We start from the raw sequence: 23,685 nt of genomic DNA, 5'->3' as shown, positions 1-23,685 counted from the left end.
ATATGGACGACGACAAGCCGATCACCGAACAGGCGATGGACACGATCACCGCCGCCGTAGAAACGACCAAGGACGCCGCTGTCACTGCTGTGAAGAAGGTCAGGAAAGCCGCCAAGAAGGTCGCGAAGAAGGTCGCGCCGAAGAAGGCTTCCAAGAAGAAAGCCAAGAAGGCTGCGAAGAAAACGTCGAAGAAGGCCGCCAAGAAGACTTCGAAGAAAGCTGCAAAGAAGTCGTCGAAGAAGACGGCCAAGAAGACAGCAAAGAAGGCCACCAAGAAAGCTGCCAAGTCGAAAAAGAAGGCCAAGCGCTGATCGCAAAGCCCAAGTCTCCGGGGGCGGACGCGCCCGGAGGCGGCTCCAGCGATACCTACCCTCGCCGCTTGGCTGCGCGCCGGCCCGGGTGATGCTCGCCTTGCGGATCGCGAAATTCGCTGCGATGGCCGCGCCGGTCCTCGGCCTTGAAGCGCCGGCGCTTCTCGGGTGAGCCGAACTGCTTGATCAATCTCCTGCCGTTCACCTTCTTGATGACGTAGCCCCCCTCGGTCATCGAGAACGGCTCCTTGAGCGATCCCATGTGGTCGAACTTCGTGCCGCGGGGGTGCTTGAAGGGTTCGAACCAGGAGGGATAGACGAAGTTCGACATCTCAAAGCCGGCTACGAAGAAGGTGTCCTCTTCCACGGCGTCACACACCTCATAGGCATATTGGGTGTTCGGGTTTTTGTCGGCCCAGAGATTGGCCATGGGATCGAGCACCATCTCGAACAGCTCGTGCGAGGCCGCCACGCTGACGGGCTCGTCGCCCAACGCCTTGACGAAGATCTTTGAGATCGGCTGGCGGCGATGCGTCAGCTCATGGCGGCCGAGCATGTTCTTGTGGGAGGCCTCGTCAAAATAGACCAGCTGCCAGTCACCCGGCTTCGGCTTTTCGGTGACATAGAGGTCGACCGGATAGCCCCACACCGGCAGGAAGTGCTTGTCGTAGCATTTCTGGAGCGCCGCTGTGAGCCTGGACATCTTGCGACCGCTAATCATCGGCTCGGCGTAGTTGATGCAGGCAATCCGGACTGGCTTCAGGGACCTGCCAAGCAATGCGCGTCTCGCCTTCTTCATGGAAAATCACCTGTGAAAGGGCCACTGAAATGTGTCCACCGTAGCACGATCTTGCCGCGCACGTCAGGGATGTATTCCGGCGCCCGGCTCGCCGGTCCTAGAAGCGTCGGTTGACCACGAACACCGCGGCCGCGCACATCACCATGCCGACGATCGCCAGCGCATCGAGCTTTTCTCCGAACAGCAGATAAGCCATCAGCGCCGTCACGGCGGGCACCAGATAGAACAGGCTTGCAACAGAGGTGGCGGCGGCGTGGCGGATCAGCCAGTACAGCAGCCCGATCGATCCGATCGAGAGCGCCACGGCGAGCCAGGCCAGCGCGAGCATGAACTCGCGCGTCCAGTGCACCACGCGGTCCTCGAACAGGAACGCGCCGATCGCGAAGAAGATCGTGACGGACACGTACTGTACGAGATTGCCGGCGCGCCAGTCGATGTGGTTGCAGTAGCGACGCTGATAGAGCGTGCCGAGCGTGATGCTGATCAGCGAGACCACGGAGGCGAGCCAGCCGAGCCCGGCTTCGCCGGTCATGGGACGGCCGTGCAGGATCAGCACCACGCCGCCGAGGCCAAGCACGAGCCCCGCCCATTGCACCGGCGTCACCTTCTCTCCGAGCCAGCGGTTGGCGATGGTCGAGGTCAGGATCGGCTGGAGGCCCGGAATGAGCGCGGAGAGCCCGGCCGGAATCGAGTGCGCGATCGCGATTGCGGTGCCGCCGAGATAGAAGCCATGGACGAGAATGCCCGCGACCGCGCTGTGCGCGATGCCGATACGGTCCGGCCATTTCGGTCGCGCAACGGCAGCGATGATCGCCATCAGACCAACCACGAACGCCATGCGGATGGCGAGGTAGGTCAGGGGATCGGCATTGTTGACGACGTATTTGGTGCCGATGAAGCCCGTGCTCCAGAGCAGGACGAACAGGATTGGCGCGGCACGGGCGGTCAGGGCTTCTTGATTATGGTTCATTGCCGCCTCATTGCCCCACCGGGGGCCAATGCGGCAATGCGAATTTCGGCCAATTTCGTCCAGACGATGCTGCGCTGCGACGGACGGGACGGTTCAGCCGCTCACCATTCGTCCGGACAGGGATCGATGATCTTCCAGAGCTCGATGCCGTTCTTGATCTTTTTCATGTCGGTGGTGAGCCCGCCATTGCGGCGAATCCAGTCCTTCACCGTGTCGGGGTAATAGGCCATCAGGTCGGACGTCCCCTCCGCGCTGGTGACCTTGATGCCGAAGGTGAAGGCCTTGTCGTAGTAGGCCTGATGGAAGCCGAGGCTGGCGCGCGGCGTTACGCAGATCTTGTTCATCGGCACGATGCCGAGCACCAGGGTGCAGGCGGAGTTGCAGATGCCGTCGATGATGACGCGCTCACCCTTCTCGCGGACGCGCTTGTACTTGGCCTTGTACTCCTCGACATAGCCGCCGTGGTCGCGGGTGATGTGCAGCTCGGCACGCGCCGGCGTGGCGGCGACGACCGAGAGCAACAGCAGGCTCAGAAGCGTGATGCGCATGGCGAGGTGACGGCGAAAGCCTTCAGGAATGGACCGGCCTATGGACCCCAAGAAGCCGGCAACAGGAGTCTTGAGCTAATTCTGTTTGGTCACACTTGTGTGGGGAATTCGTTAAGCATCTCGAAAAGGCCAAAAATGGGCAAGTCTGGACCACAGAACCGGCAATTCTGTCACACCCACCCGGGAATCTGCGGGATTGGCCCCGATTTCCGGGCTGCAGACGGGTGTTCCGGCGGGCCGAACTGGCTATAAACGGCTGACCTATTCGTGCGGGTTCCGGAGATTCGAGATGAGCAAGTTGAAGCTTGTAGCCGCGATTGCTGCCCTGTCGGCCGCCATCCTTGCCCCTGGCCTCGCAGAGGCGCTGGGACATCACCGGTACCACCGCCACTACACGAGCCCATTGCCCTACCCGATCAGCTATCTGCACAATTACGGGCCCGGCATCACGCCCGGAACGTTCGCCTTTTACGACGGCCCGTCGACCAACCATTGCTACCAGAGCGCAGCCGCCTATGTCGGCCAGGACCGCCGCCGGCACCCCTGCTTCTGAGTGGCGCAGGCGCGTCCTCTGCGGGGGGGCCGCTATTTGGCGGCGCCCGACTGCAGCAATTGCTTCTCGATCTCGTAGACCGGCAGTTTGACGAGGTCCTTGCCGACCTCGCCCTGGAGTGCCTTGCGCACCACATCCGAATAGTCGGCGCGAATCATCCCAAGCGCACGCGGCGAGGCCACCATGGTCAAGGCCGAGGTCTCGCCTGAGCTGACGGCGGCATCGAGCCGTCCGGCCAGGCTGCGCAGGAAGGCGCGCTCGGCCTCGTCGTGCCAATCAGTCTGCTCCACCGAGCTGCGCGCGCTGCCGGCCGCGCCATGGAGCCTGCCCGGCGCGTCGGTCCCTTGCGCAGCAGTCGCGGGATTGGGCTGTTCGTGCACCTCCCCTGGTGTGGAGGTTCGGAAACATCTCGTCGCCGAGGTTTTCCAGAATGAGCGCCTTGCGCCCGTCGCACACGACCAGCCAGTCACCCTTGTCGATTCTCATTTTGTCCATTTGCACAGCTCCAAAGCGACCTCGCGAGCCAGCGCTTCGAAATGCTCGAAAGGCTGGCCACGACGCCAAGCTTAGGGACGAAGCCGCACCGATGAATTGCGCGGGATCAAGGATGGCGGCAATGTCCTGCGGGGACGCAAACGCAAGCGCAGCATTGGTCAAGAGCCGAACCTGGGATAGTTTCCCGGAGCCAAAGGTCAGGCCTGCGGCGGGCTGGCTGAAGACCTGTTCATCAGCATTACATTTCGGTCCCGCCACAATTTGATCAGAACAAACTTCGATATCCCTGTATTGCGTAAGCGGAGAAAGACATCATGAAGCTTAGAATTGGCCTCGTCGCCGCGTCCCTGTTGGGTGCGTTGGTTGCATCATCGGCGGCGTCCGCCATGCCCATCGCGCCTGCTCCTGCGACGCCGCAGGTCTCGGACGTCGAGCAGGTCCGCATGGTCTGTGACGCCTGGGGACGCTGTTTCTGGCGCCCGAACTACTATGGATACTACGCGCCGCGGCCCTACTACGGTCCCCGATATGCACCGCGCTTCTATGGTGGGCCTCGCTACTACGGACCACGCTACCGCCGCTGGTGATTTTAAAGGGGCCCTCCGGGGCCCCTTCGCCTTTGCGAGATCAAGGATGGTGGTCTGGAGTCATTCCAAAACTGATCTAGATCAAAGACGAAATCCGCCACGCCGTCATTCTCCGAAGATGGTCGATTTGATCGTTTTTCGATGTCCCCAGACGGGCATGAATGTGCAGACCCATCTCGAGAAGCAACAGAAACAGGAGGCGCAGAGCTTTGCCTCCTTCGCCTGTCCCGCCTGCACGCGGCTGCATTTCATCGACCTCGCCACCGGCCAGCCGATGACGCGAGACCGTTGACGAGCCGGGCTTCATGCCATGATGTCCGCAATACTACGGCCCGGAATCCGGTTTACTGAAGCGCGATGTTTCGCCATTGATGGCGATGTACTGACGTTCATTTGATTGTCACATTGCGGCAGCCGGCCACACCCATGTTGTTCGACGCCCTCGCCCCTTCCTCGGCGCTTCAATTGATCGGCTTTGCCGACGTCGATGCGTTTCGGCCGATCGAGTCGATGGAGGATGCCAGAAGCATTCCGCTCGACGTCCAGAATTTCGCGGCGGCTCGTGCCGTCGTCTCCCTGCCCGGCTGCCGCATCGTCATGATGCGCTCGTTCGCGCGCATCCTCGACGCGGCCTATCGGATGCCCGGCGGGATGGTGATCCTGCCCATGACAGACGACCTTCAGGTCAATTCCAAGGGCATTGATCTGGACGCGCGTTTCTTCATCGCGCTCCGCGGCAGCGATGAATGCCATTTCGTCGAGCGCCGGACCAATCATCATGCGATGATCATCTTCTCACCTGGCCTGAGTGACCGGGGCTGGTTCGATCAGGCGGACGATTTGCGGGCCTTTGGCGCGAACCGCCCCGCTTTGCTCCACATACGCCAGCTCCTGCTCGACATTCTGCGAACCGCGTCGGTGCAGCCGGCCCTGTTCGAAACGACCGAGGTCGCCGCCCATCTCCAGGAAGGCCTGCTGCTCGCGCTCGACGATCTGTTTCGCATCGATCCGCTCTCGGACCGGAGTGCCTCCGTCCAGGGCGAGCGGTCGATCAAACTCGTGCAGCGGATCGACGATTACGTCGCGGCACATCCGACTGCGCCGATCTATACAGCCGATCTCGCCGGCGAGTTCGGCGTCTCGATCCGGACGCTCGGCGGCGCCGTCAGCAAGGTGCGCGGCATGAGCTTGCACCAGTACATTCGCCTGAAAAAATTGTGGGCGACCCGGTCTCGCCTTCTCAAGGGCGGCGGCGCCACCGTCACCACATGCGCGCGCGCCCAAGGCTTTCACCATTTGGGGGAGTTTGCCGCAGCTTACCGCGCGACCTTCCACGAAGCGCCGTCCGACACGCTGGCGCGGGGTCGGCAAGCCGGTCCGACGGCAGGCTGACCAGGCAGCCCCCTGCGGCGGTCGTTGTTGTCAGCGCCCTCTTCGGAACATATCCGGAATTGGCGCGCTCGGAGAGATTCGAACTCCCGACCCTCGGAATCGAAATCCGATGCTCTATCCAGCTGAGCTACGAGCGCCCTGGCCCAGAGATTGGGCCGCAACCGAGACGCCTCAGATCGCTGCTGGCGAGCCAGCAGGCCGGACGACGTTCGGATGGGTTCGAATTAGCAGAGAGGCCGGCCAATAAAAAGCCCTTCCCGCCCCGATTCGAGACGGGTCAGACCCGCTCTTACCAAGTGCTGTTGAAGAAGCCGAAATGCGGCTGCTGGGCCATCACCATCATCGGCCGCCCTTGCTGCGGCACCGGATGCGTTCTGGCGACCTTGCGCTTGGGCTGCTGCGCTGGGGTCTGAAGTGGCTGGGCCTGAGGAAGCTGCGCCTGCGCCTGAATTTGCGGCTGAATCTGCGTCTTGGCTTCGGACTTCTTGGCCGTAGCGGTACCGGCCTTCGCGGCCGGCGTGAATTGGGCGAAAGTCTCGCGGACCCGCGCCTTGGCTGTAATTTCGGCGAAGGCCGGTGACATGCCCTCCACCGGCGGCTGGGGAGCCGCGACGGCGGCGATCTTCACCGCAGGGGCGGCAAGAGTCGGCTGACTGGTGTCGAGTACGACACGCTCCGGCAGGTGGCGATCGGACCGGATCCGGATCAACGGCTGTTCGTTGCTTGCAGTTGCGATAGCCTGCGTCACAGCCGAAGTTGGCAGAGCGTAGCTCGCCGCGAACAGCAGTGCGAGCAAGGCTCCCCCGACAAAGAAGAAATACCGAAAGATGGGCATTGGCCACGCTCCGCCCGCCGCATCCCCGCGTGGGCTCTCCGCCTTAACAGGCGATCATTTAATTGGTTCCTGGCCCCAGCCGTTCGGTTCAAATGGCGACGCCAAGTTTTTCGGCCAAGCCCCCAGGACAGTAACTTTTCCGCTACCCGGCAATGCCGTCCTTATGTCCGACGTGCTGCCACAAGCGAGCACTTCGCCTGATCGGCATTCACGTTGACGAAGCCGACAGGAATGCGCGCAAAAGTCTTGCGGCTCTTCATGCCGACAGGGTCCGTTAGAACGCGGCTGCGGTCGGTGAGATGACTCCCATCGCGCCGCGCAAAAGCGCAGACGATCTCGACATCCTTTACGGCATAGTCGTTGTCGTTGCGCAGCGTGAGCGTCACCAACGCCTTCGAGCCAAGGCCGCCGCGGCGCCAAGTCTGAGATGAAATCCTGATCCGACCGAGTTCGGCCATTGTCGGAATCTGAGCCTCGGAAGGGGGCGACGCGGCGGTCGCATCGCCCGAAGGCGCAGTCTCGACCGCTGCCACCTCAGACCTCACCGGTTCGGCGCTGTTGCCTTTGGCAAGAGGGAGCAGCATCCCGATGCCGCAACCGACGATGATGGCCGCCAACAGCCACAGCAGGCCTCGCGCAAATGAAACGCTCGCGATCGTCACCGCCCGCGCCAGTCGCTCGCCGGTTCCGGCGAGACGCCCTATCCCGATGCGGTCAAACCCAGCGTTCATGGTTGCCTCACCGATCGCGGCGGAAGCACGTTCGACAACGGATCGGCCACTGCTTACCTTAATCCGGAAGACGAACTAAGGTTCCCGCGCAGCTGTCGAGTCGGCAAGGGCGGTGGCGGTCACCGGCCGAGGCCGCTAACATGCGCTGCAACATCAAGACCCGTCGGGAGAACATGAAATGCCAATCGTCACTTGGGATCACGTCCATCTGCGCAGCCCTGATCCGGAGGCCACGGCGGCCTGGCTGCGGGACATCCTTGGTGGCGAGATCATGCAAGCGCCCGGACGGATCGACGTGAATCTCGGCGGCGCAAGGATCTTCATTGCACCACTCGAGGGCGACAACGCGGTCAACCCGCCGCCGCCGCACCCGCATCAGGGCCTCGACCATTTCGGTCTCACGGTGAAGGACATCGACGCCGTCGCCGCCGAGATCAAGGCCAAGGGCGTCACCTTCACGCGCGAACCGACCACGATCCGCCCCGGCGTGCGCATCTGCTTCATCCGCGGCCCCGAAGGCATCTCGATCGAGCTGCTCGAGCGCGACAAGAAATACACCTGACACGGCGCGCGCCGCATCGGCTCACCGGGCGACGTTGCCGGCCCGCGTGCCTAAGTCATGCTGCCGGGCATGAAGCAGCGGACCGCGACGCCCATGTAGCCGTAGATCGGCCAGACCATGGTGCGCCCCACCCGGTTCGGCTCCGAGATCACGGCCTCCTCGGGTACGTCGACCCAGACGAGCTCCTGCGGTCGGCCGTCAATCACGTAGCCATAACGCGGGACGCGGACCCGATAGTGCCCGTCCTTGCTGTCCCAGTCGGTGTCCGAGAGCGCCGAGCCGTCGGCATCGGAGCAACAAGGCCCCTTGCCGCTTCGCAGTCCGTCGAACCAGGCTTTCAATTCGGCATTGGTGTTGACGAACTGGCCGCGGTCGCGCGCGTGCCCGAAGGGGGCTGCGAGTGCGATCAGCGCCAGGGCGCAAGCGAGGCTCGCCACGCTTCGCCAGCGTGCCGCGCCGCCAATCCGCCGTTGTCGTGTTTCGCAAATCGTGGGACGCACACTGTACAGACGCGGCTTCTCGCCGCCGGAATCGATCCAGTTGCTCACGTTTGTCTTGCTCCAGCACCCCGCGGCCAGTGCAACAATGGTTATGCATTTCGCGGGCCAACTTGATTCGCAACGACTGGCCTCGCTTCATGATCAGACCGTCATGGCGGTGTCATAGACAAGCCGGGACAACTACGGCTCACGGGCAGGCTCGCAAGGCCGGCGGCCAAACTCCCGCGTTGCGTGGCCGCATCCCCTTTGGCATAAATGCCCTACCGGTTGCGCCATTGGGCGATGGCGGCCGGCCTCGGGACGTTATGAAGAACGGCCTCTATTCGATTCACGTGAACCTGCTCGATGGTCGGGTCGGCAAGGGCAGCGGCGTGATTCTTTTTCGCGACGGCAAGATTCTTGGCGGCGATGCCTACCTCTATTACACCGGCAGCTACACGGTGAAGGACAACACCTTCAAGGGCGAGGTGCTGGTCCAGCGTCACACCTCGCCGCGGGGTGACGACAATCCGCTGTTCGGCGGCCCTGCCGCGGTCGGCATCGGCGTCAGCGGCACCTTCACGGAGACGCGCGGGGACATGATGGGCACCGCGCTGGTCGGCAAGGCCAGCCAGATTTTCGGCGCGACGCTGCACAAGCTTGCGGAGGCCGACTAGAGCTTCGGTTCTGATCGAATCAACCAAAGCTCTCAATTGTTGTTTCGACGCGCTTTCTTCACACGGACCGGCATCCAATTCGCTCGAGAACGCTCGAGCTATTCCGCGGCCTGCTCGAGCGGCGCCACGCGCGGCAGGATGATCTGGATACGCGTGCCGCTGCCCGGTTCGGAATCCAGATCGAGCCGTCCGCCGAGCCTGTTTGTGACGATGCTGTAGACGATGTGCAGCCCGAGGCCGGTGCCGCCCTGGTCGCGGCGCGTCGTGAAGAACGGATCGAAGGCACGACGGCGGACGTCGAGCGACATGCCGCAGCCATTGTCGGAGAAGATGATCTCGACATTGTCCTTGCCGGACTCGCGCACCTGGATGTCGATGGTCCCCGGCCGGCCGTCCGGGAAGGCGTGCGCCACCGCGTTGAGAAACAGATTGGTCAGCACCTGGCCGTACGGTCCCGGATAGCTGTTCATGGTCAGATCAGGCTGGCACTCGACATTGAGCGTCAGATTGTGCTTGCGAAGGCCCGGCCGCAGACTCATCACCACCTGCTCGGTGAGGTCACCGAGATCGAAGCTGCGCTGGTCCGAATAGTTGCGGTCGGCGGCGACCTGCTTGAACGACTGGATCAGCTCGGCGGCGCGATTGAGATTAGAGACGAGCTGCGAGGACGCGTCGCGGCTGGTGTGGAGAAAGTCGTTGAGCGTAGAGCGGCGCAGCTCGCCCCGCTCGACCTCGGCGGTGAACATCGCGGTCTTGCGCTCCAGCGCGGAAGCGACCGTGAGGCTGATGCCGACGGGATTGTTGACTTCGTGTGCGACGCCGGCGACGAGGCGCCCGAGCGCCGCCAGTTTCTCCGCCTCGATCAGCGAGGCCTGGGTCTCGCGCAGATTGCGCAGCGCGGTCTCGGCGGATTCCTTGGCTTTCCGCATCTCCTGCTCGCCGCGCTTGCGCTCGCCGATGTCGAGCGCCACGGTGACGATCCGCTCGATCTCGCCTTCTGCATCGAGCAGCGGCAGCTTGTTGACGAGCCATTGCCGCATGTGGCCGGAAGAATCAATGTACTCCTCTTCGTAGAAGCCGAGACCTTTTCGCAGCGTCAGTACGCGCTTGTCGCTCTCGTCGGACTTGGCCGCGCCGTAGCGCGACATCAGGTCGGCCGTGGTGCGGCCGAGCGCATCGCCGGGCTCGATGCCGAAGATGCCGGCCATGTAACGGTTCATCAGCACGTAGCGCAGGTCGCGGTCCTTGACGTTGATGACCGCGGGCACGGTGTCGATGACCTGCTGGAGCAGGCGCCGTCCTTCGGCGATGGCGTCTTCCGCGCGCTTCTGGTCGGTGATGTCGCGCAGCGTGCCCTCGTAGCGGACGATGTTGCCGGCCTCGTCGCGGACGCCGGTGGCACTGTCGGACAGCCACAGGATGTCGCCGCCGCGCTGGCGCACCTGGTATTCGAACTCGCGCACCATGCCGTCGCGTGCCATCAGCCGCTGATATTCGACGCGCGCCTCGGGATTGACGTAGATGGTATGGGCGATGTCGTTGATGCTGTCGATCAGCTGCTGCGGGCTATCGTAGCCCATCATCCGCGCCAGCGCCGGATTGGCGTTGAGGAGGTCGCCGGCCGGCGTCGTGACGTAGATGCCGTCGACCGAGCCCTCGAACAGTTTCCGGTAGCTCTCTTCCGCGAGGCGCTGCTCGGTCAGTGCGCGCACCGCCGCCTCGCGCGCCGTGTCGGCCTCCTCCAGCGCGCGGCGGAACACTTCGGCCGCGCGTGCGATGTCGCCGATCTCATTGTCGAGGTCGGCGGACGGGATCGAGGTGTTCTTCTCGCCGGCTGCGAGCGCGCGGATCGACCGCGCGATCTGGGCGAGCGGACGGACTGTCCGCCGCACTACGAAGCCGGCCGCGAGAATGCCGATCAGCACGCCGATGGTACCGAGCACGATGCTCTGCCAGCGCGCCTCCGTCAGGGTGCGGGCAAAGTCGCGCGACAGCACGTGACCGCGCCGGGCGCTGACCTCGCGCAGCAATTCGGTGACCCGGCCGATCAGCCGGCCCTCCGTTCCCAGCACCTCGCGATCGATGTCGGCGATCTGCCGTTCACGGACAGCGACCGCGATGATGGCCTCGGCGTAGTCGTTGACGGCCGATCTGAGCTTGGGATCAGCGACGCCCATCGCCCGCATGCTTTGGGCCGCCTGCTCGGCCGCGGACGGGTTGCGCGCAAGCAACCCGAGCGCAATCCGGCTCTGCGCTTCCGACAGGCGGGACGCCAGCTCTCGGTCCGCGGTGCCGGAGACAGCCGCGTCGAACTGGTCCCGGAGCGGCGGCAGGCCGGCAAGCAGCTGGGCGCGGCGATCGATCAAGGTCGAGATGCGCTCCAGGCCGCTGCGATAGGTCGCAAGCCGCTCGCTGACCCCGTCGATCATATCCTGCTGCTCGGGCACGAGCTCGACGCGCGTCTTCTTCAGGATGTCGCTGAGCGTCGAGGCCGCCTCGCCTACCTGCTTGAACTGGATGCCGGCGCCGGGGTCGGTGACGAAGTCGCGCGCGGCGAGCCGCAGCTCGTTCATGCGGCGGTCGATGTCCTCGGCGAGATCGCCGACGCTCTGCAGCCGCTGCAGCTCGGCGAAGGTCGTGTCGATGTGCCGGATCGCGATCACGCTCGCGGTCGAGGTGACGATGATCACCGCCAGCACCAGAAGGAAGCTGCCGAAGGTGAGCTGGCCGATGGAGAGCGAGAATGTTCGCTTTTTCTCAGGGGTCGGCGTCAATTCAGCGGACATTGGTGATGTGAGGACCCGGCTATTTGAGCTCCAATATACGACGTATTGCGGTCCCGGGGGAACATGCCTCTCGCCGCCGAATATCCTTAATATTGAAGCCCTGCCGCCCTCCTTGGCCCCGGTTCTATGACGTTTTGACGCCGGCCGGCCGCCGGGCCGGGATGGTCATGGCGGCGACGCCGAGGACGACGCAGGCAAGGCCGATCCAGGCGGTCCGGCTTAGGGTCTCGCCGAGGAAGGCGACGCTGATGGCGACCCCGATCGGCACGCGGAGATAGGCCTGCGCGGTGGTGCCGACCGAGCCCAAGGTCTGGATCAGGCGGAAATAGATCACGAAGGCCGCGGCGGTCGAGAAGGTTGCCAGCGCGAGCAGTGCTAGCACGGAACTCAGCGAAGGCGACAGTGTCCAGGGCTGCTCGACGATAACCGAGGCCGGGATCAGCGCCGCTGCCCCCGCCAGCAAGGAGCCGGCCGCGGGCGCCATGGGATCGAGGCCCTTGAAGCTGCGACCGAAGATCGCGGCGCAGGCGTAGCAGATGGTGGCGGCAACGATGGCGGCCTCCGCGACGAGGCCGCTTCCAACATTATGGATGGCATCGACGCCGACGATCAGCAGGATGCCGGCCATGCCGGCGACCACGCCGATCAGCTTTCGCGGTGTCGTCGCCTCGTGACGCGTCACAACGGCCGTGAGCAGGAAGGTGAAGATCGGGCCGGCCGAGTTGAGGATGGTCGCGAGCGCGGCATCGACGTGGCGCTCACCCCAGGCGATCAACGTCCAGGGGATCACGCTGTTGAGCACGGCCTGGAAGGCAAAGCGTTGCCAGGTCGCGGCATCCGTCGGCATCCTGATGCCCCGCGCCCACATGATCGCGAGCAGCAGCAGGCCCGCAATCGTGGTGCGCGCCGCGATCAGCGTGATCGGCGGAATGGTGGCGACGCCGAGCTTGATGAAGGTGTAGGAGCCGCCCCAGAGCGTCGCGAGCGCGAGCAGCAGCGCCAGCTCGACGGCGATGTTGTTGTCCTGCCGATTGTCCTGCCGGTTGGCCATATCGCGCGCCCCGTCCCGTTGTCAGGGACGGAACCTAGCGCGTCTGCCCTCGCCAATACTTCGTTTTGTATCGAAGTGTCCTAGCCGATCGCACCGACCTCGAACACCTCGCCGTCATAGCCGGCCTCGCGGGGAATGCGGAGCTGACGGCCGGTTTCGGTCTTGGTCATGACAGGCATCACCGTCACGACGGACATCCCGAGGGCGTGCTCGAGCGCGGCACTCACGCTGCCCTGCTTCGCGAGCCGGATCAGATTGCGCGTGGTCGGGAACGGCAGCTTGAAGCGGCCGCTCTCGCCGCCCTCCACCGCCTCGCGCGGCGAGACCCAGATCGAGTCGGTGGATTCCCTGCCGTCATGGGCGCCGAGCTGGTCAGGCGGTGCCGCCGCAAGGAAGAACCAGGTGTCGAAACGTTTTGGCATGCCCTCGGGCGTAATCCAGTGCGCGTAAGGCACGAGCGTATCGAGCGCGAGCTGAAGTTCGTTGTCGGCCAGAATGCTCAGAAAGCTGATCTTGTGCTCGTTGAGCGCGACGCGATGCGCGTCCGCAATCTCGCCGGCGCGCCTGGCATCGACCGGCATGCCCGAATCCTTCGACCGCGCCAACAGGATGCCGCTTTCCTCGAAGGTCTCGCGGATCGCGGCGATCCGAAACCCGCGGTCCGCTTCGCTCAGGCCCTCGCCGCCCGAATACAAGTCGGAGCGCTTGACGATCTCCTGATCACCGGCATCGACGCTGCCGCCGGGAAACACCAGCGCGCCCGAATTGAACTCGATCTGATGATGGCGGACCATCATGAATACTTCAATTTCCTTCGCTGCCGCGCCGTCGCGCAGCAGGAGGATCGTCGACGCAGGGCGTGATGCTGATGCCTCGGCCATTCGATTAACCTGCGGCGCTGGATTGCGGGCTGAGATTGGCGCGCTTGTCGACGCGGGCGACGCGCGACAGCAGGTACTCGACCTCTGCCTTCGCCGCCGGCGTGATGGTGGCGCCGGGCCTGCGCTGGGCGCTGGAGGCGATGATGCCGCGCTTCTGCAGCACGTATTTGCGCACGGCAAGACCAGCGCCGGGCTGCTGCTCGTAGCGGATCAGCGGCAGATGTGCGTCGAACAGATCATGGGCGGCGTCGCGCTTGCCTTCCTTCGAAAGGCGCACGACGTCGATCAGAAGCTCGGGGAAGGCATAACCGGTCATGGCGCCGTCGGCGCCGCGCTCCATCTCGAAGTCGAGAAAGAGCCCGCCATTGCCGCAGAGGATCGAGAGCGGCCGCAGCGAGCCGTCCTTCTGGAAATTGCGCAGCGTCGAGATCTTTTCCAGCCCCGGCCAGTCCTCGTGCTTGAGCATGACGCAGTTCGGATTGTCGGTGACGATCTTGCGGATCACGGCGGGGGTGAACACCACTGACAAGGTCAGCGGATAGTCCTGGAGCACCCAGGGCACGTCGGGGCCGATCGCCTCGGCTGCCTGCTTGTAATAACCGATGATCTGGTCGTCGGTCCGCAACGACGGCGGCGGCGCGATCATCACACCGGCTGCACCGGCCTCCATCGATGCCTTCGCCAGCGAGCGCATGGTGGCAAAACCCGGCGCGGAGACGCCGACGATCACCTGCATCTTCTTGGCGCGCTTGACGAAGCGTACCGCCACCTGCTCGGCCTCGGCGGCATCGAGCTTCGGCGCCTCACCGAGGATCCCCAGCACCGTGACGCCGTCGCAGCCGACCTCCTCGTAGAAATCGGTCAGGCGGTCGATCGAGCGCTCGTCGATCCGGCCGTCATCGTGGAACGGCGTCGGCGCGATTGCGAAGGTGCCTTTGGCGTCGGCGGTGAGTTTCATTGGGTCTCTCTTCCTCGGTCATTCCGGGACGTGCGAAGCACGAGCCCGGAATCCATTTATCTGCTGCGCGTGCTGTACCATGGATCCCGGGCTCACGCTTCGCGTGCCCCGGGATGACGGCCTGTCAAAACCGCCGCGCTCCCATCTTGATCTGCTCTTCGGAGAAGAAGATCTCCTTGGCATGATCGGCGACGTCGCGGGCGTTCCAGCCCGTGTGCGGCGGCTTCCAGCCGTCCATTTCCATCATCCGCATTTCGCGCACGCCGCGGGGCCCGGACACGCCCAGCACCTTGCCGGTCTGGTCGCCGGACAAGTCGCTGACCATGTATAGCACGGCCGGCGCGATGCCGTCCGGCCCCAGCGCCGCGCCGGGGTTCTCCTTATAGCGGGGCAGGTCTGCGGTCATGCGGGTCAGCGCGCCCGGTGCAAGCGTCCAGATCCGGATGTTGTATTTGCGGCCCTCGATCGCCAGCACGTTGGACAGGCCCCAGATGCCGCCCTTGGCCGCGCCGTAATTGCTCTGGCCGAAATTGCCGATCAGGCCCGAGGTCGAGGAGGTGTTGACGATGACGCCGCCGCCGTTTTCCCGCATCCAGCGAAACACCGGCATGGTGCAACAAAAGGTGCCCTTCAGATGCACCTTGATGACCTTGTCCCAGTCGGACTCAGAGGCCTTGGCGAAGGTCTGGTCGCGCAGAATGCCGGCATTGTTGACGAGGATGTCGGCGCGGCCGAAATGCTTGATGGCGTCGTCGAACACCGACTGGCCGCCTTCCATGGTGGAGATGTCGGCACCATTGGCGACCGCCTTGCCGCCCTCGGCCTTGATCGCATCCACCACGAGCTGCGCCATCGATGTGTCGGCGCCGGAGCCGTCACGGGGACCGCCGAGGTCGTTGACGACGACGGAGGCCCCTTCCCGCGCGAACAGCTTTGCGTAGGCCTCACCGAGTCCCCCGCCCGCGCCGGTGATCAGCGCAACCTTGCCGTCGAGTAGTCCCATGGTGGCGTCTCCCTGGTTTCTATTGTCATTCCGGGGCAGCGCGCAGCGCTGAACCCGGAATCCGGAGGTTGTAGCGCGAGATTCCGGGTTCGCGCTTCGCGCGCCCCGTAATGACAGCGGAGGCTACGCCAACACCGTCTTGCCGTTCTTGATCACGGTGACGCCGCGCGACTTCACCTTGGCTTCGAACGAGATCACGCTGCCGTCCTTCCAGAGGTCCATGGTCACGGTCTCACCGGGATACACCGGCGAGGAGAACCGCGCGACGTGCTGACGGAAGGCGGAGGCGTCGTAGTCGGCATAGGTCTGGAGCACGCCGCGGCAGGTGATGCCGTAGGTGCACATGCCGTGCAGGATCGGGCGCGGGAAGCCGGCCTTCTTCGCGAATTCGGGATCGGAGTGCAGCGGGTTGCGGTCGCCGCAGAGACGATAGACCAGCGCCTGGTCGGGGCGCGTGACGATGTCGATGGTCCTGTCGGGTGCGCGCGAGGGGATCTTGTGCGGATCCGGCTGGGTCAGGTTCGGCCCGCCAAAGCCGCCATCGCCGCGGGCGAAGCGCGAGGCAACCAGCGTCGCCAGCTTCTCGCCCTTCTCGTTCTTGAGCACGGTCTGGTGGCTGATGACGACGCCCTTTTCCTTGCCCTTGTCGTAGACTTCGACCACGGAGGAATCGGCGGTGATGTGCGCGGCCACCGGCAGCGACTGGTGGAAGGTGATGTCGCGCTCACCATCCACCACCATCACGCGGTTGAGGTTCATCTCGCCGGGCCCTGCGCCCCATGCGGCAACGGACGCAAAGGTCGGCACCACCTTGAGCGGCCGCGGCGTCAGCGTGCCCTCGTTGACAAAGGCTAGCTCGTTTTCGTCCATCGGATCAGCGCCGAGCCCGATACCGTAGGCGTAGAGCATCACTTCGCGGTCGGTGTAGGCATATTTCTGGCCGAGGTTTTTGAGGCCTTTGAGTTCGTCGTATCTGGCGGACATTTTTGCTGTTTTCCTCCCCGTGGTGCTCATCCTCATGGTGAGGAGGCGCTCTTGCGCCGTCTCGAACCATGAGGATGCCCGAAACGCTTTCTTGTCGTGGCCATCCTTCGAGACGCTTGCTTCGCAAGCCCCTCAGGATGAGGACCGCCCTACGCCGGCGTAAAGAACGGCAGCGGCGCGCCGTCGGTCGGCTTGAACACCACCTTCACCTTCTGGCCGATCTTCAACGTCGTCAGATCGCAATCGACGAAATTGGTCTGGAGCGACGGCCCCTCCTTCAGCGTGACGTAGCCGATCGCGTAAGGACCGGTCGGCGACTTCCGCATCAAGCTGTAAGTGTAGATCGTGCCTTCGCCCGAAGACTCTTCCCACACCGTCTTGTCGGAGTAGCAGAACGGGCAGATCGCGCGTGGGAAGTAGTGCGCCTCGCCGCAGGCGGTGCAGCGCTTGATCATGAACTTGCCCTGCTTGGCGGCGTCCCAGAACGCGGCAGTTTCGGGGTTCGTCACCGGCGCCGGATATTTCTTGGCTTCGCTCATCACACGCGCTCCAGAATGGCAGTCGAGGCGGCGTGGCGGACACCGAGCAAGCCGCCGGTGCCGTGGGCGATGGCGAGATCGCAATTCTTGACCTGCACCTTCGGATGCGCCTCGCCGCGCAGTTGCCGCACAGCCTCGAGGATCTTGGTCATGCCGCCGCGGTTGACAGGATGGTTGCTGCAGAGACCACCGCCATCGGTGTTGAACGGCAGCTTGCCCACGCCCGAGATCAAATTGCCGTCGGCGACGAACTTGCCGCCCTCGCCTTTCTTGCAGAAGCCGAGATCCTCGAGCTGCATCAGCACCGTGATGGTGAAGCTGTCGTAGATCGAGGCGTATTTGATGTCCTTCGGCGTGATGCCGGCTTCCTCGAAGGCGCGCGGGCCGGACCAGATGCCGGCGGAGTAAGTGAGGTCGAGATCCTTGCCGCCGCGCGGGCCCTTCATCGCCTCGCCGTGGCCGATCAGTCTGACGAGCGGCTTCTTCAGGCTCTTGGCGATCTCGGGCGTCGTCACGATCAGCGCGCCGCCGCCGTCGGAGACGACGCAGCAATCCATGCGGTGCAAGGGATCGGAGATCATCGGGGAGTTCAGGACGTCCTCGACGGTGACGACGTCCTTCAGCATCGCATGCGGATTGTATTGCGCGTGGTGCGAGGCCGCGACCTTGATCCAGGCGAGCTGCTCGCTCGTGGTGCCATAGTCGTGCATATGGCGCATGGCACACATGCCGTAGGCATTGTGCGTCGTCGCGCCGTAAGCCGTCTCGAAATCGGCCTCGGCGCCAGCCGCGCGTGGCGGCATCGCCCCGGTGCGCGGCTTGCCGGCGAGCGTGATCAGCGCGATCGAGCACTTGCCCGCGGCAATCGCTTCGGCGGCATGGCCGAGATGGATGATGTAGGAGCAGCCGCCGGTCTCGGTGGAATCGACATGACGAAGTTTCTTGGTGTTCAGACCGAGATAATCGACCATCGGCCAGGCGCCGCCCGGGGCGTCGCCCGCGCAGAAATAGCCGTCGACATCGTCCTTGGAGAGCCCGGCATCCTCGATCGCGCCTTTGGCGACCTCGGCATGGAGCTGCGCGGTGGATTTGTCCGGTGCATGCCGGGTCGGGTGTTCAAAAATCCCGGCAATGTAGGCCTTGCCCTTGATGGTCAAATAAGGTCTCCGCTGGCGTTTCTCACTTCCGGTTTTTTCTGAACCGCTGCTGCCCTGTTGGCAAGCGCGGAAATATTCCGCCGGGCGAGAGGGCAGCGGGTTGGCGCAAATGGACGGTCGGTTGGAGCGCCTCTGCTTCCGGAGCAGCCATTGCGAGCGCAGCGAAGCAATCCAGGAATCTTTCCGCGGACGCATTTCTGGATTGCTTCGCTGCGCTCGCAATGACGGGAACGACGGGCAGAACCCTAAAGGTGTTTTGCCCGACGGCACAAGCGGTTTCGCTTTATCGAAAAACCCTTTTCGCGAAAACAACCCCATGCACAGTAGAGGGGTGGTTGATTTCCAACAAGAATTTGGTGGGTGGATTAGCGACCCCCACCCCACAAATTCTACTCCGCCGCGATCTGCCTCGGCGCGGGCGGCGGGTTGGCCAAATCGGCGGCGAGCTGGGCGTAGCGGGCCTTGGCGTCCGCGACGGCCTTCTCCTTCACTGGGCCGTAGCCGCGGATGCGGTCGGGCAACGACAGCAGCTCCACCGCGGTGTCGATCGTGAGCGGCGACAGCAGGCCGAGCACGGTGGCGACGTCCTTCTCGTAACCTACGATCAGGTCGCGTTCGAGCTTGCGGTCGGCGCTACGACCGAAGATGTCGAGCGGCGTACCGCGCAGGAACTTGAATTTTGCCAGCACGCGGAACACCGGAAGCATCCACGGGCCGAACGCGCGCTTCTTCGGGCGGCCGAGCGCATCGACGCCCCTGCTGAGAATCGGCGGCGCCAGATTGAAGTTGAACTTGAAGTCGCCTTCGAACTGATCGCGGAGCTGCTTTTCGAACGCACCGTCGGAGTAAAGGCGCGCGACTTCGTATTCGTCCTTGTAGGCCAGCAGTTTTGCGTAGTTGACCGCAACGGCGCGCGTCAACGCCTCGTCATAGCCGCCCTGCCTGGCGGCGTCGCTGACCTGGTCCACCAGCTTGCGGTAGCGCTTGGCCAGCCGGCCGTTCTGATAGGCGGTGAGATGCCTGGCGCGATGCTCGACGAGCTCGTCGAGCGTCATGGCGTCCAGGGTCCTGGGCGCAACGGCCTCATCAGTTCCCTTCAGCATGTCGGCAAGACGCTGGGGATCGGCAACCGCGAGGCGGCCGAGCCTGAACGCTTCCTTGTTCATCTTGATCGAGACGCCGTTGACCTCGATCGCCTGCTCGATCGCCTCCGCCGACAGCGGCAAGAGGCCCTTCTGATAGGCATACCCCATCATCATCATGTTGGTGGCGATGCTGTCGCCGAGCAGCTGCTCGGCCGGCTTGGTGAAGTCGAAAAACACAGAGTCCTTATGCAGCGCGGTTTCCAGCAACCCGTTCAGCTTGCGGGTCTGGAAGTTGAAATCGCGGTTGAGGACGAAATCGGCGGTGGGAATGACGTGGCTGTTGATGATGCCGCGGGTGCGGCTGCTGTCGCAAAGCGAGATGGTGTCCTTGGCAACCGCGACCACCTCATCGGCGGCGAGCACGACATCGGCCGTGCCGGTGACGATGCGCGAGCAGGTCACCTCGGCCGGGTGATCCGACAGGCGCACATGGCTGAGCACCGCCCCGCCCTTCTGCGCCAGACCCGACATGTCGAGGATCATCGAGGCCTTGCCCTCGATATGGGCGGCCATGCCGAGCAGCGCGCCGATCGTCAGCACGCCGGTGCCGCCAACGCCGCCGACTGCGATGTTGTAGGGCTTGTCCAGGTTCGGGCGCGATGCCGGCTCGGGCAGATCGCCGATATCGCCGACGCCCGCCGGCGCACGCTTGCGCATCTTGCCGCCGTCGACGGTGACGAAGGACGGGCAAAAGCCTTTGACGCAGGAATAATCCTTGTTGCAGGTCGACTGGTTGATGGCGCGCTTGCGGCCGAACTCGGTCTCCAGCGGCTCGACCGAAATGCAGTTCGACTGCACCGAGCAATCGCCGCAGCCTTCACACACCGCGGGATTGATGAGCACACGGCGCGCCGGATCTTCCATCGTGCCGCGCTTGCGGCGGCGGCGCTTCTCCGCGGCGCAAGTCTGCACGAAGACGATCGCGGACGCGCCCTTGACCTTGCGCAACGTTTTCTGGACCGCGTCGAGCTCGTCACGATGCGCTGTCTTGACGCCGGGCGCGATCTCGTTCGCCGGATAGGCGTCGGGATTTTCGGAGACCAGATAGATCTCGCGGATGCCTTCGCTGTGAAGCTGGAAGGTGATCTGTTGCGGCGACAATTCGCCGTCGACATGCTGGCCGCCGGTCATCGCGGTCGCGTCGTTATAGAGGATCTTGTAGGTGATGTTGGCGCCGGAGGCGATCGCCTGGCGGATCGCGAGGCTGCCGGAGTGGAAATACGTGCCGTCGCCGAGATTGGCGAACACGTGCTCTTCCTTGGTGAAGGGGGCAACGCCGACCCACGGCACACCCTCGCCCCCCATGTGCGTGAAGGTCTCGGTGGAGCGATCCATCCACAGGGCCATGAAGTGGCAACCGATGCCGGCAAAGGCGCGACTGCCTTCGGGCACCTTGGTCGATGTGTTGTGCGGGCAGCCGGAGCAGAAATACGGGGTGCGGGCGACAGGCGCGGTCGCCTGCATTTGCGACGCCTGGCGGCCGTTGAACCAATCGGCCTTGGCGCGCAGCATCGTTGCAATTTCGGGATTGAGATCAAGTCGAAGCAGACGCTCTGTGAGCGAACTCGCCAGCGAGGCGACGCTGAGTTCTTCGGCGAAAGGGAGGAAGCGCTTGTCGTGGTCGTCCATCTTGCCGATGATCCGAGGACGGACGTCGTCGCGCCAGTTGAACAGCTCCTGCTTCACTTGGTTCTCGACGATCTCGCGGCGCTCTTCGATGATGAAGATTTCCTCGAGACCCACGGCGAACTGCCTGACGCCTTCCGGCTCCAGAGGCCAGGGCATGCCGATCTTGTACAATCGAAGCCCGATCTTGGCGGCGACCTCGGGCGTGATGCCGAGCTCGCGCAGTGCTTGCCGGATATCCTCGTAGCTCTTGCCGGACGCCATGATGCCGTAGCGGGCGTTCGGCGAGTCCATGGTGATGCGATTGACCTTGTTGGCGCGCGCAAAGGCGATCGCGGCAAAGCCCTTGTAGTCCTGCAGGCGGCGGTCCTGGGCGAAGCGGTCGTCGGGCCAGCGCAGATTGAGGCCGCCTTCGGGCATCTCGAAATCGGTCGGGATCACGAACGGCGTCATCTCGTCGGTAAGGTCGATCTCGGCGGTGGTCTCCACCGTCTCGGTGATCACCTTCATGCCGACCCAGCAGCCCGAATAGCGCGACATCGCGATACCCAGAAGGCCCATCTCGATCATTTCGTGGACGCTCGACGGGTAGAGATAGGGCATGAGCGCCGACATGAAGGCGTGGTCGGATTGATGCGGGACCGTTGAGGATTTTGCGCCGTGGTCGTCGCCGGCCAGACACAGGACGCCGCCGTTCTTGGCGGAGCCCGCGGCATTGCCGTGGCGGAAGACGTCGCCGCAGCGATCGACGCCGGGGCCCTTGCCGTACCAGATGCCGACCACACCGTCATACTGCGCGCCGGGCGAGAGGTTGAGCTGCTGCGAGCCCCAGACCGCGGTCGCGGCCAGGTCCTCATTCACGCCGGGCTGGAACTTGATTTTGTACTGCTCGAGATGCTTGCGCGCGGCGAACAGCTGCTGGTCATAGCTGCCGAGCGGCGAGCCGCGATAGCCGGAGATGAAGCCCGCGGTGTTCAGCCCCGCGGCACGGTCGCGCCGGATCTGGGCCATCGGCAGGCGGACCAGGGCCTGAATGCCGGTCGTGAAAATATGTCCGGTGTCCTGGGTGTATTTCTGATCGAGACTGATCGGACCCTGGTTGATGCCCATTATGTCCTCTTCCGCCCTTTTGAGCGCCTGGCTGCTTAAGCCGTTGCCTGCCCGTTGTTTTTAGCTAGGGCGCGCCGACCATTTCCGCCACTCTATGTCGGATATTTCACGCTCCGCATCACAATTCTGGACCAAAGGCAGCGCCGGGTAAAAATCGCAATTTCGTGGCTGCATGGCATCCGCGATTTTCATTTTGTGTCACCATACCCCCGCCGTCGCGCAACGAATTGATGCCCAGTCATCCCGGACGGCGTCGATGGGTCGCAGGAGAGGCTTTCGATGCGGACGATTCTGGCTGGCTTGGCTGTCGTGGGTCTGGCGTTGTGCAGTGCGGTTGCGAGCGCGGCCGTCGCTGCCGAGCCGTCACCGGAGCTGATCGCCACCGGCAAGGCGCTGGTGGAGGCCGGCGGCTGTGCGGGCTGCCACACCGCCGATCCCGCCAAACCGTTCGCGGGCGGAAAGCGCATCGCCACTCCCTTCGGCGCGATCTACGCGCCGAACCTGACGCCGGATCGCGACACCGGGATCGGCGCGTGGACCGACGCCGACTTCACCCGCGCCGTGCGCACCGGCGTCGCGCCCGACGGCTCCAACTATTACCCGGCGTTCCCTTACCCCTATTTCACGCGGATGACGAAGGACGACACACTGGCGATCCGGGCGTATCTCGGAACGCTCGCGGCCGTCACGAGCCGCAACAAGCCGCCGGAGCTGCGCTGGCCGTTTGGCTATCGCGGCCTGATGCGGATCTGGAACATGATGTATTTCAAGCCGGGCTTGTTCGAGCCGGACCAAAGCCAGAGCGCGGCCTGGAATCGAGGCGGCTATCTCGTCACCGGGCTCGGTCATTGCGGCGCCTGCCATACGCCGAAGAACTATTTTGGCGCGGACAAGCAGGCGCAGGCCCTCGCGGGCAACGAGGTCGGCGGCTGGTACGCGCCACGGCTCGATGGCGCGGCCCGTAGCGGGCTGAAATCGTGGAGTGTCGAGGACGTCACGGAATATCTTCAGAGCGGGCGCAACGCCAGGAGCCATGCCGGCGGGCTGATGGCAGAGGTGGTCACCAACTCGACCTCGAAGATGAGCGATGCCGACGTGCGCGCAATCGCGGTTTACCTGAAGAACCTGCCGCCGGCACGGCGTGAGACGATCGTGACGCCGCCCGACGATGCCGAGATGAAAGCCGGCCAGGCCGTCTACGCCAAGCTCTGCATCGCCTGCCATGAGGCCGACGGCACAGGCGCACCGCGCATCTATCCGCCGCTGCCTGCCAACGCGCTGCTGCAATCGGTCAATCCGTCCTCGACCTTGCGCATCATCCTCGACGGCGCCCACACCGTGACCACGCCGCGCGCGCCCAACACCGGCGAGATGCCGGCCTATTCCAGCCAGCTCTCCGACGAAGAAGTCGCGGCGGTGACGAACTACATCCGCAATTCCTGGGGCAACGCCGCGCCGCTGGTGACGCCGGCGCAGGTGGCGAGGGCGCGGAAGCAGGAGCCCTAG

General features: G+C 64.1%; 23 protein-coding genes, 1 tRNA gene and 1 pseudogene. 8 read left to right on the top strand and 17 right to left on the bottom strand.

The window, feature by feature from the left end; all coding sequences use genetic code 11:
• Positions 1-2: 2 nt before the first annotated feature.
• Positions 3-311, top strand: a complete 309-nt coding sequence (locus AC0L2J_RS08885; protein ID WP_007611504.1) for a hypothetical protein — start codon at positions 3-5, stop codon at positions 309-311.
• Between the two features lie 55 nt (positions 312-366).
• Here AC0L2J_RS08885 and AC0L2J_RS08880 read toward each other — a convergent pair whose 3' ends face one another.
• The 3 genes from AC0L2J_RS08880 to AC0L2J_RS08870 form a co-directional block, all read right to left on the bottom strand.
• Entirely contained in the window at positions 367-1,110 is a 744-nt protein-coding gene (locus AC0L2J_RS08880) for a hypothetical protein (RefSeq protein ID WP_007611505.1), read from the bottom strand.
• Positions 1,111-1,207: 97 nt separating this feature from the next.
• On the bottom strand, positions 1,208-2,080 hold the full coding sequence (locus AC0L2J_RS08875; protein ID WP_007611506.1) for a DMT family transporter: 873 nt from the start codon (positions 2,078-2,080) through the stop codon (positions 1,208-1,210).
• A 101-nt stretch (positions 2,081-2,181) separates the two neighbouring features.
• Positions 2,182-2,628 (bottom strand): hypothetical protein, encoded by a 447-nt coding sequence (locus tag AC0L2J_RS08870; RefSeq protein WP_007611508.1) that lies wholly within the window; start codon positions 2,626-2,628, stop codon positions 2,182-2,184.
• Between the two features lie 289 nt (positions 2,629-2,917).
• On the opposite strand from AC0L2J_RS08870, the gene AC0L2J_RS08865 reads away from it, so the two are divergent.
• A complete protein-coding gene (locus AC0L2J_RS08865; RefSeq protein WP_473388754.1) occupies positions 2,918-3,181 on the top strand; it encodes a hypothetical protein in 264 nt (87 codons plus the stop codon).
• Between the two features lie 32 nt (positions 3,182-3,213).
• Here AC0L2J_RS08865 and AC0L2J_RS08860 read toward each other — a convergent pair.
• A pseudogene (locus AC0L2J_RS08860) lies at positions 3,214-3,676 on the bottom strand (host attachment protein).
• Between the two features lie 314 nt (positions 3,677-3,990).
• Here AC0L2J_RS08860 and AC0L2J_RS08855 point away from each other — a divergent pair.
• From AC0L2J_RS08855 to AC0L2J_RS08845, 3 genes are all read left to right on the top strand, one after another.
• On the top strand, positions 3,991-4,263 hold the full coding sequence (locus tag AC0L2J_RS08855) for a hypothetical protein (protein WP_247362426.1): 273 nt from the start codon (positions 3,991-3,993) through the stop codon (positions 4,261-4,263).
• A gap of 157 nt (positions 4,264-4,420) precedes the next feature.
• On the top strand, positions 4,421-4,555 hold the full coding sequence (locus AC0L2J_RS08850; protein ID WP_256375665.1) for a hypothetical protein: 135 nt from the start codon (positions 4,421-4,423) through the stop codon (positions 4,553-4,555).
• A gap of 134 nt (positions 4,556-4,689) precedes the next feature.
• Complete coding sequence (locus AC0L2J_RS08845) at positions 4,690-5,655, top strand: AraC family transcriptional regulator (protein WP_007611514.1); 966 nt, start codon at positions 4,690-4,692, stop codon at positions 5,653-5,655.
• A gap of 60 nt (positions 5,656-5,715) precedes the next feature.
• Here the strand turns inward: AC0L2J_RS08845 and AC0L2J_RS08840 are convergent.
• The 3 genes from AC0L2J_RS08840 to AC0L2J_RS08830 all read right to left on the bottom strand — a co-directional run bounded on the left by AC0L2J_RS08840 (position 5,716) and on the right by AC0L2J_RS08830 (position 7,221).
• Positions 5,716-5,792 (bottom strand) — tRNA-Arg (locus tag AC0L2J_RS08840).
• Between the two features lie 152 nt (positions 5,793-5,944).
• Positions 5,945-6,490 (bottom strand): hypothetical protein, encoded by a 546-nt coding sequence (locus tag AC0L2J_RS08835; RefSeq protein ID WP_473388749.1) that lies wholly within the window; start codon positions 6,488-6,490, stop codon positions 5,945-5,947.
• Positions 6,491-6,651: 161 nt separating this feature from the next.
• Positions 6,652-7,221, bottom strand: a complete 570-nt coding sequence (locus AC0L2J_RS08830; RefSeq protein WP_473388746.1) for a hypothetical protein — start codon at positions 7,219-7,221, stop codon at positions 6,652-6,654.
• A 178-nt stretch (positions 7,222-7,399) separates the two neighbouring features.
• On the opposite strand from AC0L2J_RS08830, the gene AC0L2J_RS08825 reads away from it, so the two are divergent.
• The gene (locus tag AC0L2J_RS08825) at positions 7,400-7,783 is read left to right on the top strand and encodes a VOC family protein (RefSeq protein ID WP_063995965.1); all 384 of its coding nucleotides are present in this window, start codon (positions 7,400-7,402) and stop codon (positions 7,781-7,783) included.
• Positions 7,784-7,833: 50 nt separating this feature from the next.
• Here AC0L2J_RS08825 and AC0L2J_RS08820 read toward each other — a convergent pair whose 3' ends face one another.
• The gene (locus AC0L2J_RS08820; RefSeq protein ID WP_473388736.1) at positions 7,834-8,331 is read right to left on the bottom strand and encodes a hypothetical protein; all 498 of its coding nucleotides are present in this window, start codon (positions 8,329-8,331) and stop codon (positions 7,834-7,836) included.
• A 257-nt stretch (positions 8,332-8,588) separates the two neighbouring features.
• Between AC0L2J_RS08820 and AC0L2J_RS08815 the strand changes: the two genes are divergently transcribed.
• Positions 8,589-8,939: a GrlR family regulatory protein gene (locus AC0L2J_RS08815; protein WP_007611523.1), complete on the top strand. Its 351-nt coding sequence runs from the start codon at positions 8,589-8,591 to the stop codon at positions 8,937-8,939.
• Positions 8,940-9,037: 98 nt separating this feature from the next.
• Here AC0L2J_RS08815 and AC0L2J_RS08810 read toward each other — a convergent pair whose 3' ends face one another.
• The 9 genes from AC0L2J_RS08810 to AC0L2J_RS08770 all read right to left on the bottom strand — a co-directional run bounded on the left by AC0L2J_RS08810 (position 9,038) and on the right by AC0L2J_RS08770 (position 22,179).
• The gene (locus AC0L2J_RS08810; protein WP_473388732.1) at positions 9,038-11,725 is read right to left on the bottom strand and encodes a PAS domain S-box protein; all 2,688 of its coding nucleotides are present in this window, start codon (positions 11,723-11,725) and stop codon (positions 9,038-9,040) included.
• 124 nt (positions 11,726-11,849) lie between these two features.
• A complete protein-coding gene (locus tag AC0L2J_RS08805; protein WP_473388729.1) occupies positions 11,850-12,776 on the bottom strand; it encodes a DMT family transporter in 927 nt (308 codons plus the stop codon).
• Positions 12,777-12,856: 80 nt separating this feature from the next.
• Complete coding sequence (locus AC0L2J_RS08800; RefSeq protein ID WP_473388727.1) at positions 12,857-13,657, bottom strand: NUDIX hydrolase; 801 nt, start codon at positions 13,655-13,657, stop codon at positions 12,857-12,859.
• Between the two features lie 4 nt (positions 13,658-13,661).
• Positions 13,662-14,615 (bottom strand): dihydrodipicolinate synthase family protein, encoded by a 954-nt coding sequence (locus AC0L2J_RS08795; RefSeq protein ID WP_473388724.1) that lies wholly within the window; start codon positions 14,613-14,615, stop codon positions 13,662-13,664.
• 124 nt (positions 14,616-14,739) lie between these two features.
• Positions 14,740-15,618, bottom strand: a complete 879-nt coding sequence (locus AC0L2J_RS08790; protein WP_473388720.1) for an SDR family oxidoreductase — start codon at positions 15,616-15,618, stop codon at positions 14,740-14,742.
• A 123-nt stretch (positions 15,619-15,741) separates the two neighbouring features.
• Positions 15,742-16,602, bottom strand: coding sequence for a MaoC family dehydratase (locus tag AC0L2J_RS08785; protein WP_007611534.1), 861 nt, complete (start codon positions 16,600-16,602; stop codon positions 15,742-15,744).
• Between the two features lie 149 nt (positions 16,603-16,751).
• Entirely contained in the window at positions 16,752-17,141 is a 390-nt protein-coding gene (locus AC0L2J_RS08780) for a Zn-ribbon domain-containing OB-fold protein (RefSeq protein ID WP_007611535.1), read from the bottom strand.
• Positions 17,141-18,298 (bottom strand): thiolase domain-containing protein, encoded by a 1,158-nt coding sequence (locus AC0L2J_RS08775; protein ID WP_473250638.1) that lies wholly within the window; start codon positions 18,296-18,298, stop codon positions 17,141-17,143. The genes AC0L2J_RS08780 and AC0L2J_RS08775 overlap by 1 nt, the downstream gene beginning before the upstream one ends.
• A 389-nt stretch (positions 18,299-18,687) precedes the next feature.
• Positions 18,688-22,179: an indolepyruvate ferredoxin oxidoreductase family protein gene (locus AC0L2J_RS08770; protein WP_473388713.1), complete on the bottom strand. Its 3,492-nt coding sequence runs from the start codon at positions 22,177-22,179 to the stop codon at positions 18,688-18,690.
• A gap of 279 nt (positions 22,180-22,458) precedes the next feature.
• Here AC0L2J_RS08770 and AC0L2J_RS08765 point away from each other — a divergent pair, with 279 nt between their 5' ends.
• Positions 22,459-23,685, top strand: a complete 1,227-nt coding sequence (locus tag AC0L2J_RS08765) for a c-type cytochrome (protein WP_473388709.1) — start codon at positions 22,459-22,461, stop codon at positions 23,683-23,685.

Source organism: Bradyrhizobium sp. MV1.5 (assembly GCF_055807615.1).
This window is presented reverse-complemented; position numbering and strand designations above follow the sequence as displayed.

What these genes read in the sequence shown, in the direction of transcription:
- AC0L2J_RS08880 (WP_007611505.1), bottom strand. Translation starts at nt 1,110, where the DNA reads ATGAAGAAGGCGAGACGCGCATTGCTTGGCAGGTCCCTGAAGCCAGTC.
- AC0L2J_RS08855 (WP_247362426.1), top strand. Translation starts at nt 3,991, where the DNA reads ATGAAGCTTAGAATTGGCCTCGTCGCCGCGTCCCTGTTGGGTGCGTTG.
- AC0L2J_RS08810 (WP_473388732.1), bottom strand. Translation starts at nt 11,725, where the DNA reads ATGTCCGCTGAATTGACGCCGACCCCTGAGAAAAAGCGAACATTCTCG.
- AC0L2J_RS08795 (WP_473388724.1), bottom strand. Translation starts at nt 14,615, where the DNA reads ATGAAACTCACCGCCGACGCCAAAGGCACCTTCGCAATCGCGCCGACG.
- AC0L2J_RS08835 (WP_473388749.1), bottom strand. Translation starts at nt 6,490, where the DNA reads ATGCCCATCTTTCGGTATTTCTTCTTTGTCGGGGGAGCCTTGCTCGCA.
- AC0L2J_RS08845 (WP_007611514.1), top strand. Translation starts at nt 4,690, where the DNA reads ATGTTGTTCGACGCCCTCGCCCCTTCCTCGGCGCTTCAATTGATCGGC.
- AC0L2J_RS08815 (WP_007611523.1), top strand. Translation starts at nt 8,589, where the DNA reads ATGAAGAACGGCCTCTATTCGATTCACGTGAACCTGCTCGATGGTCGG.
- AC0L2J_RS08800 (WP_473388727.1), bottom strand. Translation starts at nt 13,657, where the DNA reads ATGGCCGAGGCATCAGCATCACGCCCTGCGTCGACGATCCTCCTGCTG.
- AC0L2J_RS08805 (WP_473388729.1), bottom strand. Translation starts at nt 12,776, where the DNA reads ATGGCCAACCGGCAGGACAATCGGCAGGACAACAACATCGCCGTCGAG.
- AC0L2J_RS08785 (WP_007611534.1), bottom strand. Translation starts at nt 16,602, where the DNA reads ATGTCCGCCAGATACGACGAACTCAAAGGCCTCAAAAACCTCGGCCAG.
- AC0L2J_RS08765 (WP_473388709.1), top strand. Translation starts at nt 22,459, where the DNA reads ATGCGGACGATTCTGGCTGGCTTGGCTGTCGTGGGTCTGGCGTTGTGC.
- AC0L2J_RS08850 (WP_256375665.1), top strand. Translation starts at nt 4,421, where the DNA reads ATGAATGTGCAGACCCATCTCGAGAAGCAACAGAAACAGGAGGCGCAG.
- AC0L2J_RS08790 (WP_473388720.1), bottom strand. Translation starts at nt 15,618, where the DNA reads ATGGGACTACTCGACGGCAAGGTTGCGCTGATCACCGGCGCGGGCGGG.
- AC0L2J_RS08885 (WP_007611504.1), top strand. Translation starts at nt 3, where the DNA reads ATGGACGACGACAAGCCGATCACCGAACAGGCGATGGACACGATCACC.
- AC0L2J_RS08875 (WP_007611506.1), bottom strand. Translation starts at nt 2,080, where the DNA reads ATGAACCATAATCAAGAAGCCCTGACCGCCCGTGCCGCGCCAATCCTG.
- AC0L2J_RS08830 (WP_473388746.1), bottom strand. Translation starts at nt 7,221, where the DNA reads ATGAACGCTGGGTTTGACCGCATCGGGATAGGGCGTCTCGCCGGAACC.
- AC0L2J_RS08825 (WP_063995965.1), top strand. Translation starts at nt 7,400, where the DNA reads ATGCCAATCGTCACTTGGGATCACGTCCATCTGCGCAGCCCTGATCCG.
- AC0L2J_RS08780 (WP_007611535.1), bottom strand. Translation starts at nt 17,141, where the DNA reads ATGAGCGAAGCCAAGAAATATCCGGCGCCGGTGACGAACCCCGAAACT.
- AC0L2J_RS08870 (WP_007611508.1), bottom strand. Translation starts at nt 2,628, where the DNA reads ATGCGCATCACGCTTCTGAGCCTGCTGTTGCTCTCGGTCGTCGCCGCC.
- AC0L2J_RS08865 (WP_473388754.1), top strand. Translation starts at nt 2,918, where the DNA reads ATGAGCAAGTTGAAGCTTGTAGCCGCGATTGCTGCCCTGTCGGCCGCC.
- AC0L2J_RS08770 (WP_473388713.1), bottom strand. Translation starts at nt 22,179, where the DNA reads ATGGGCATCAACCAGGGTCCGATCAGTCTCGATCAGAAATACACCCAG.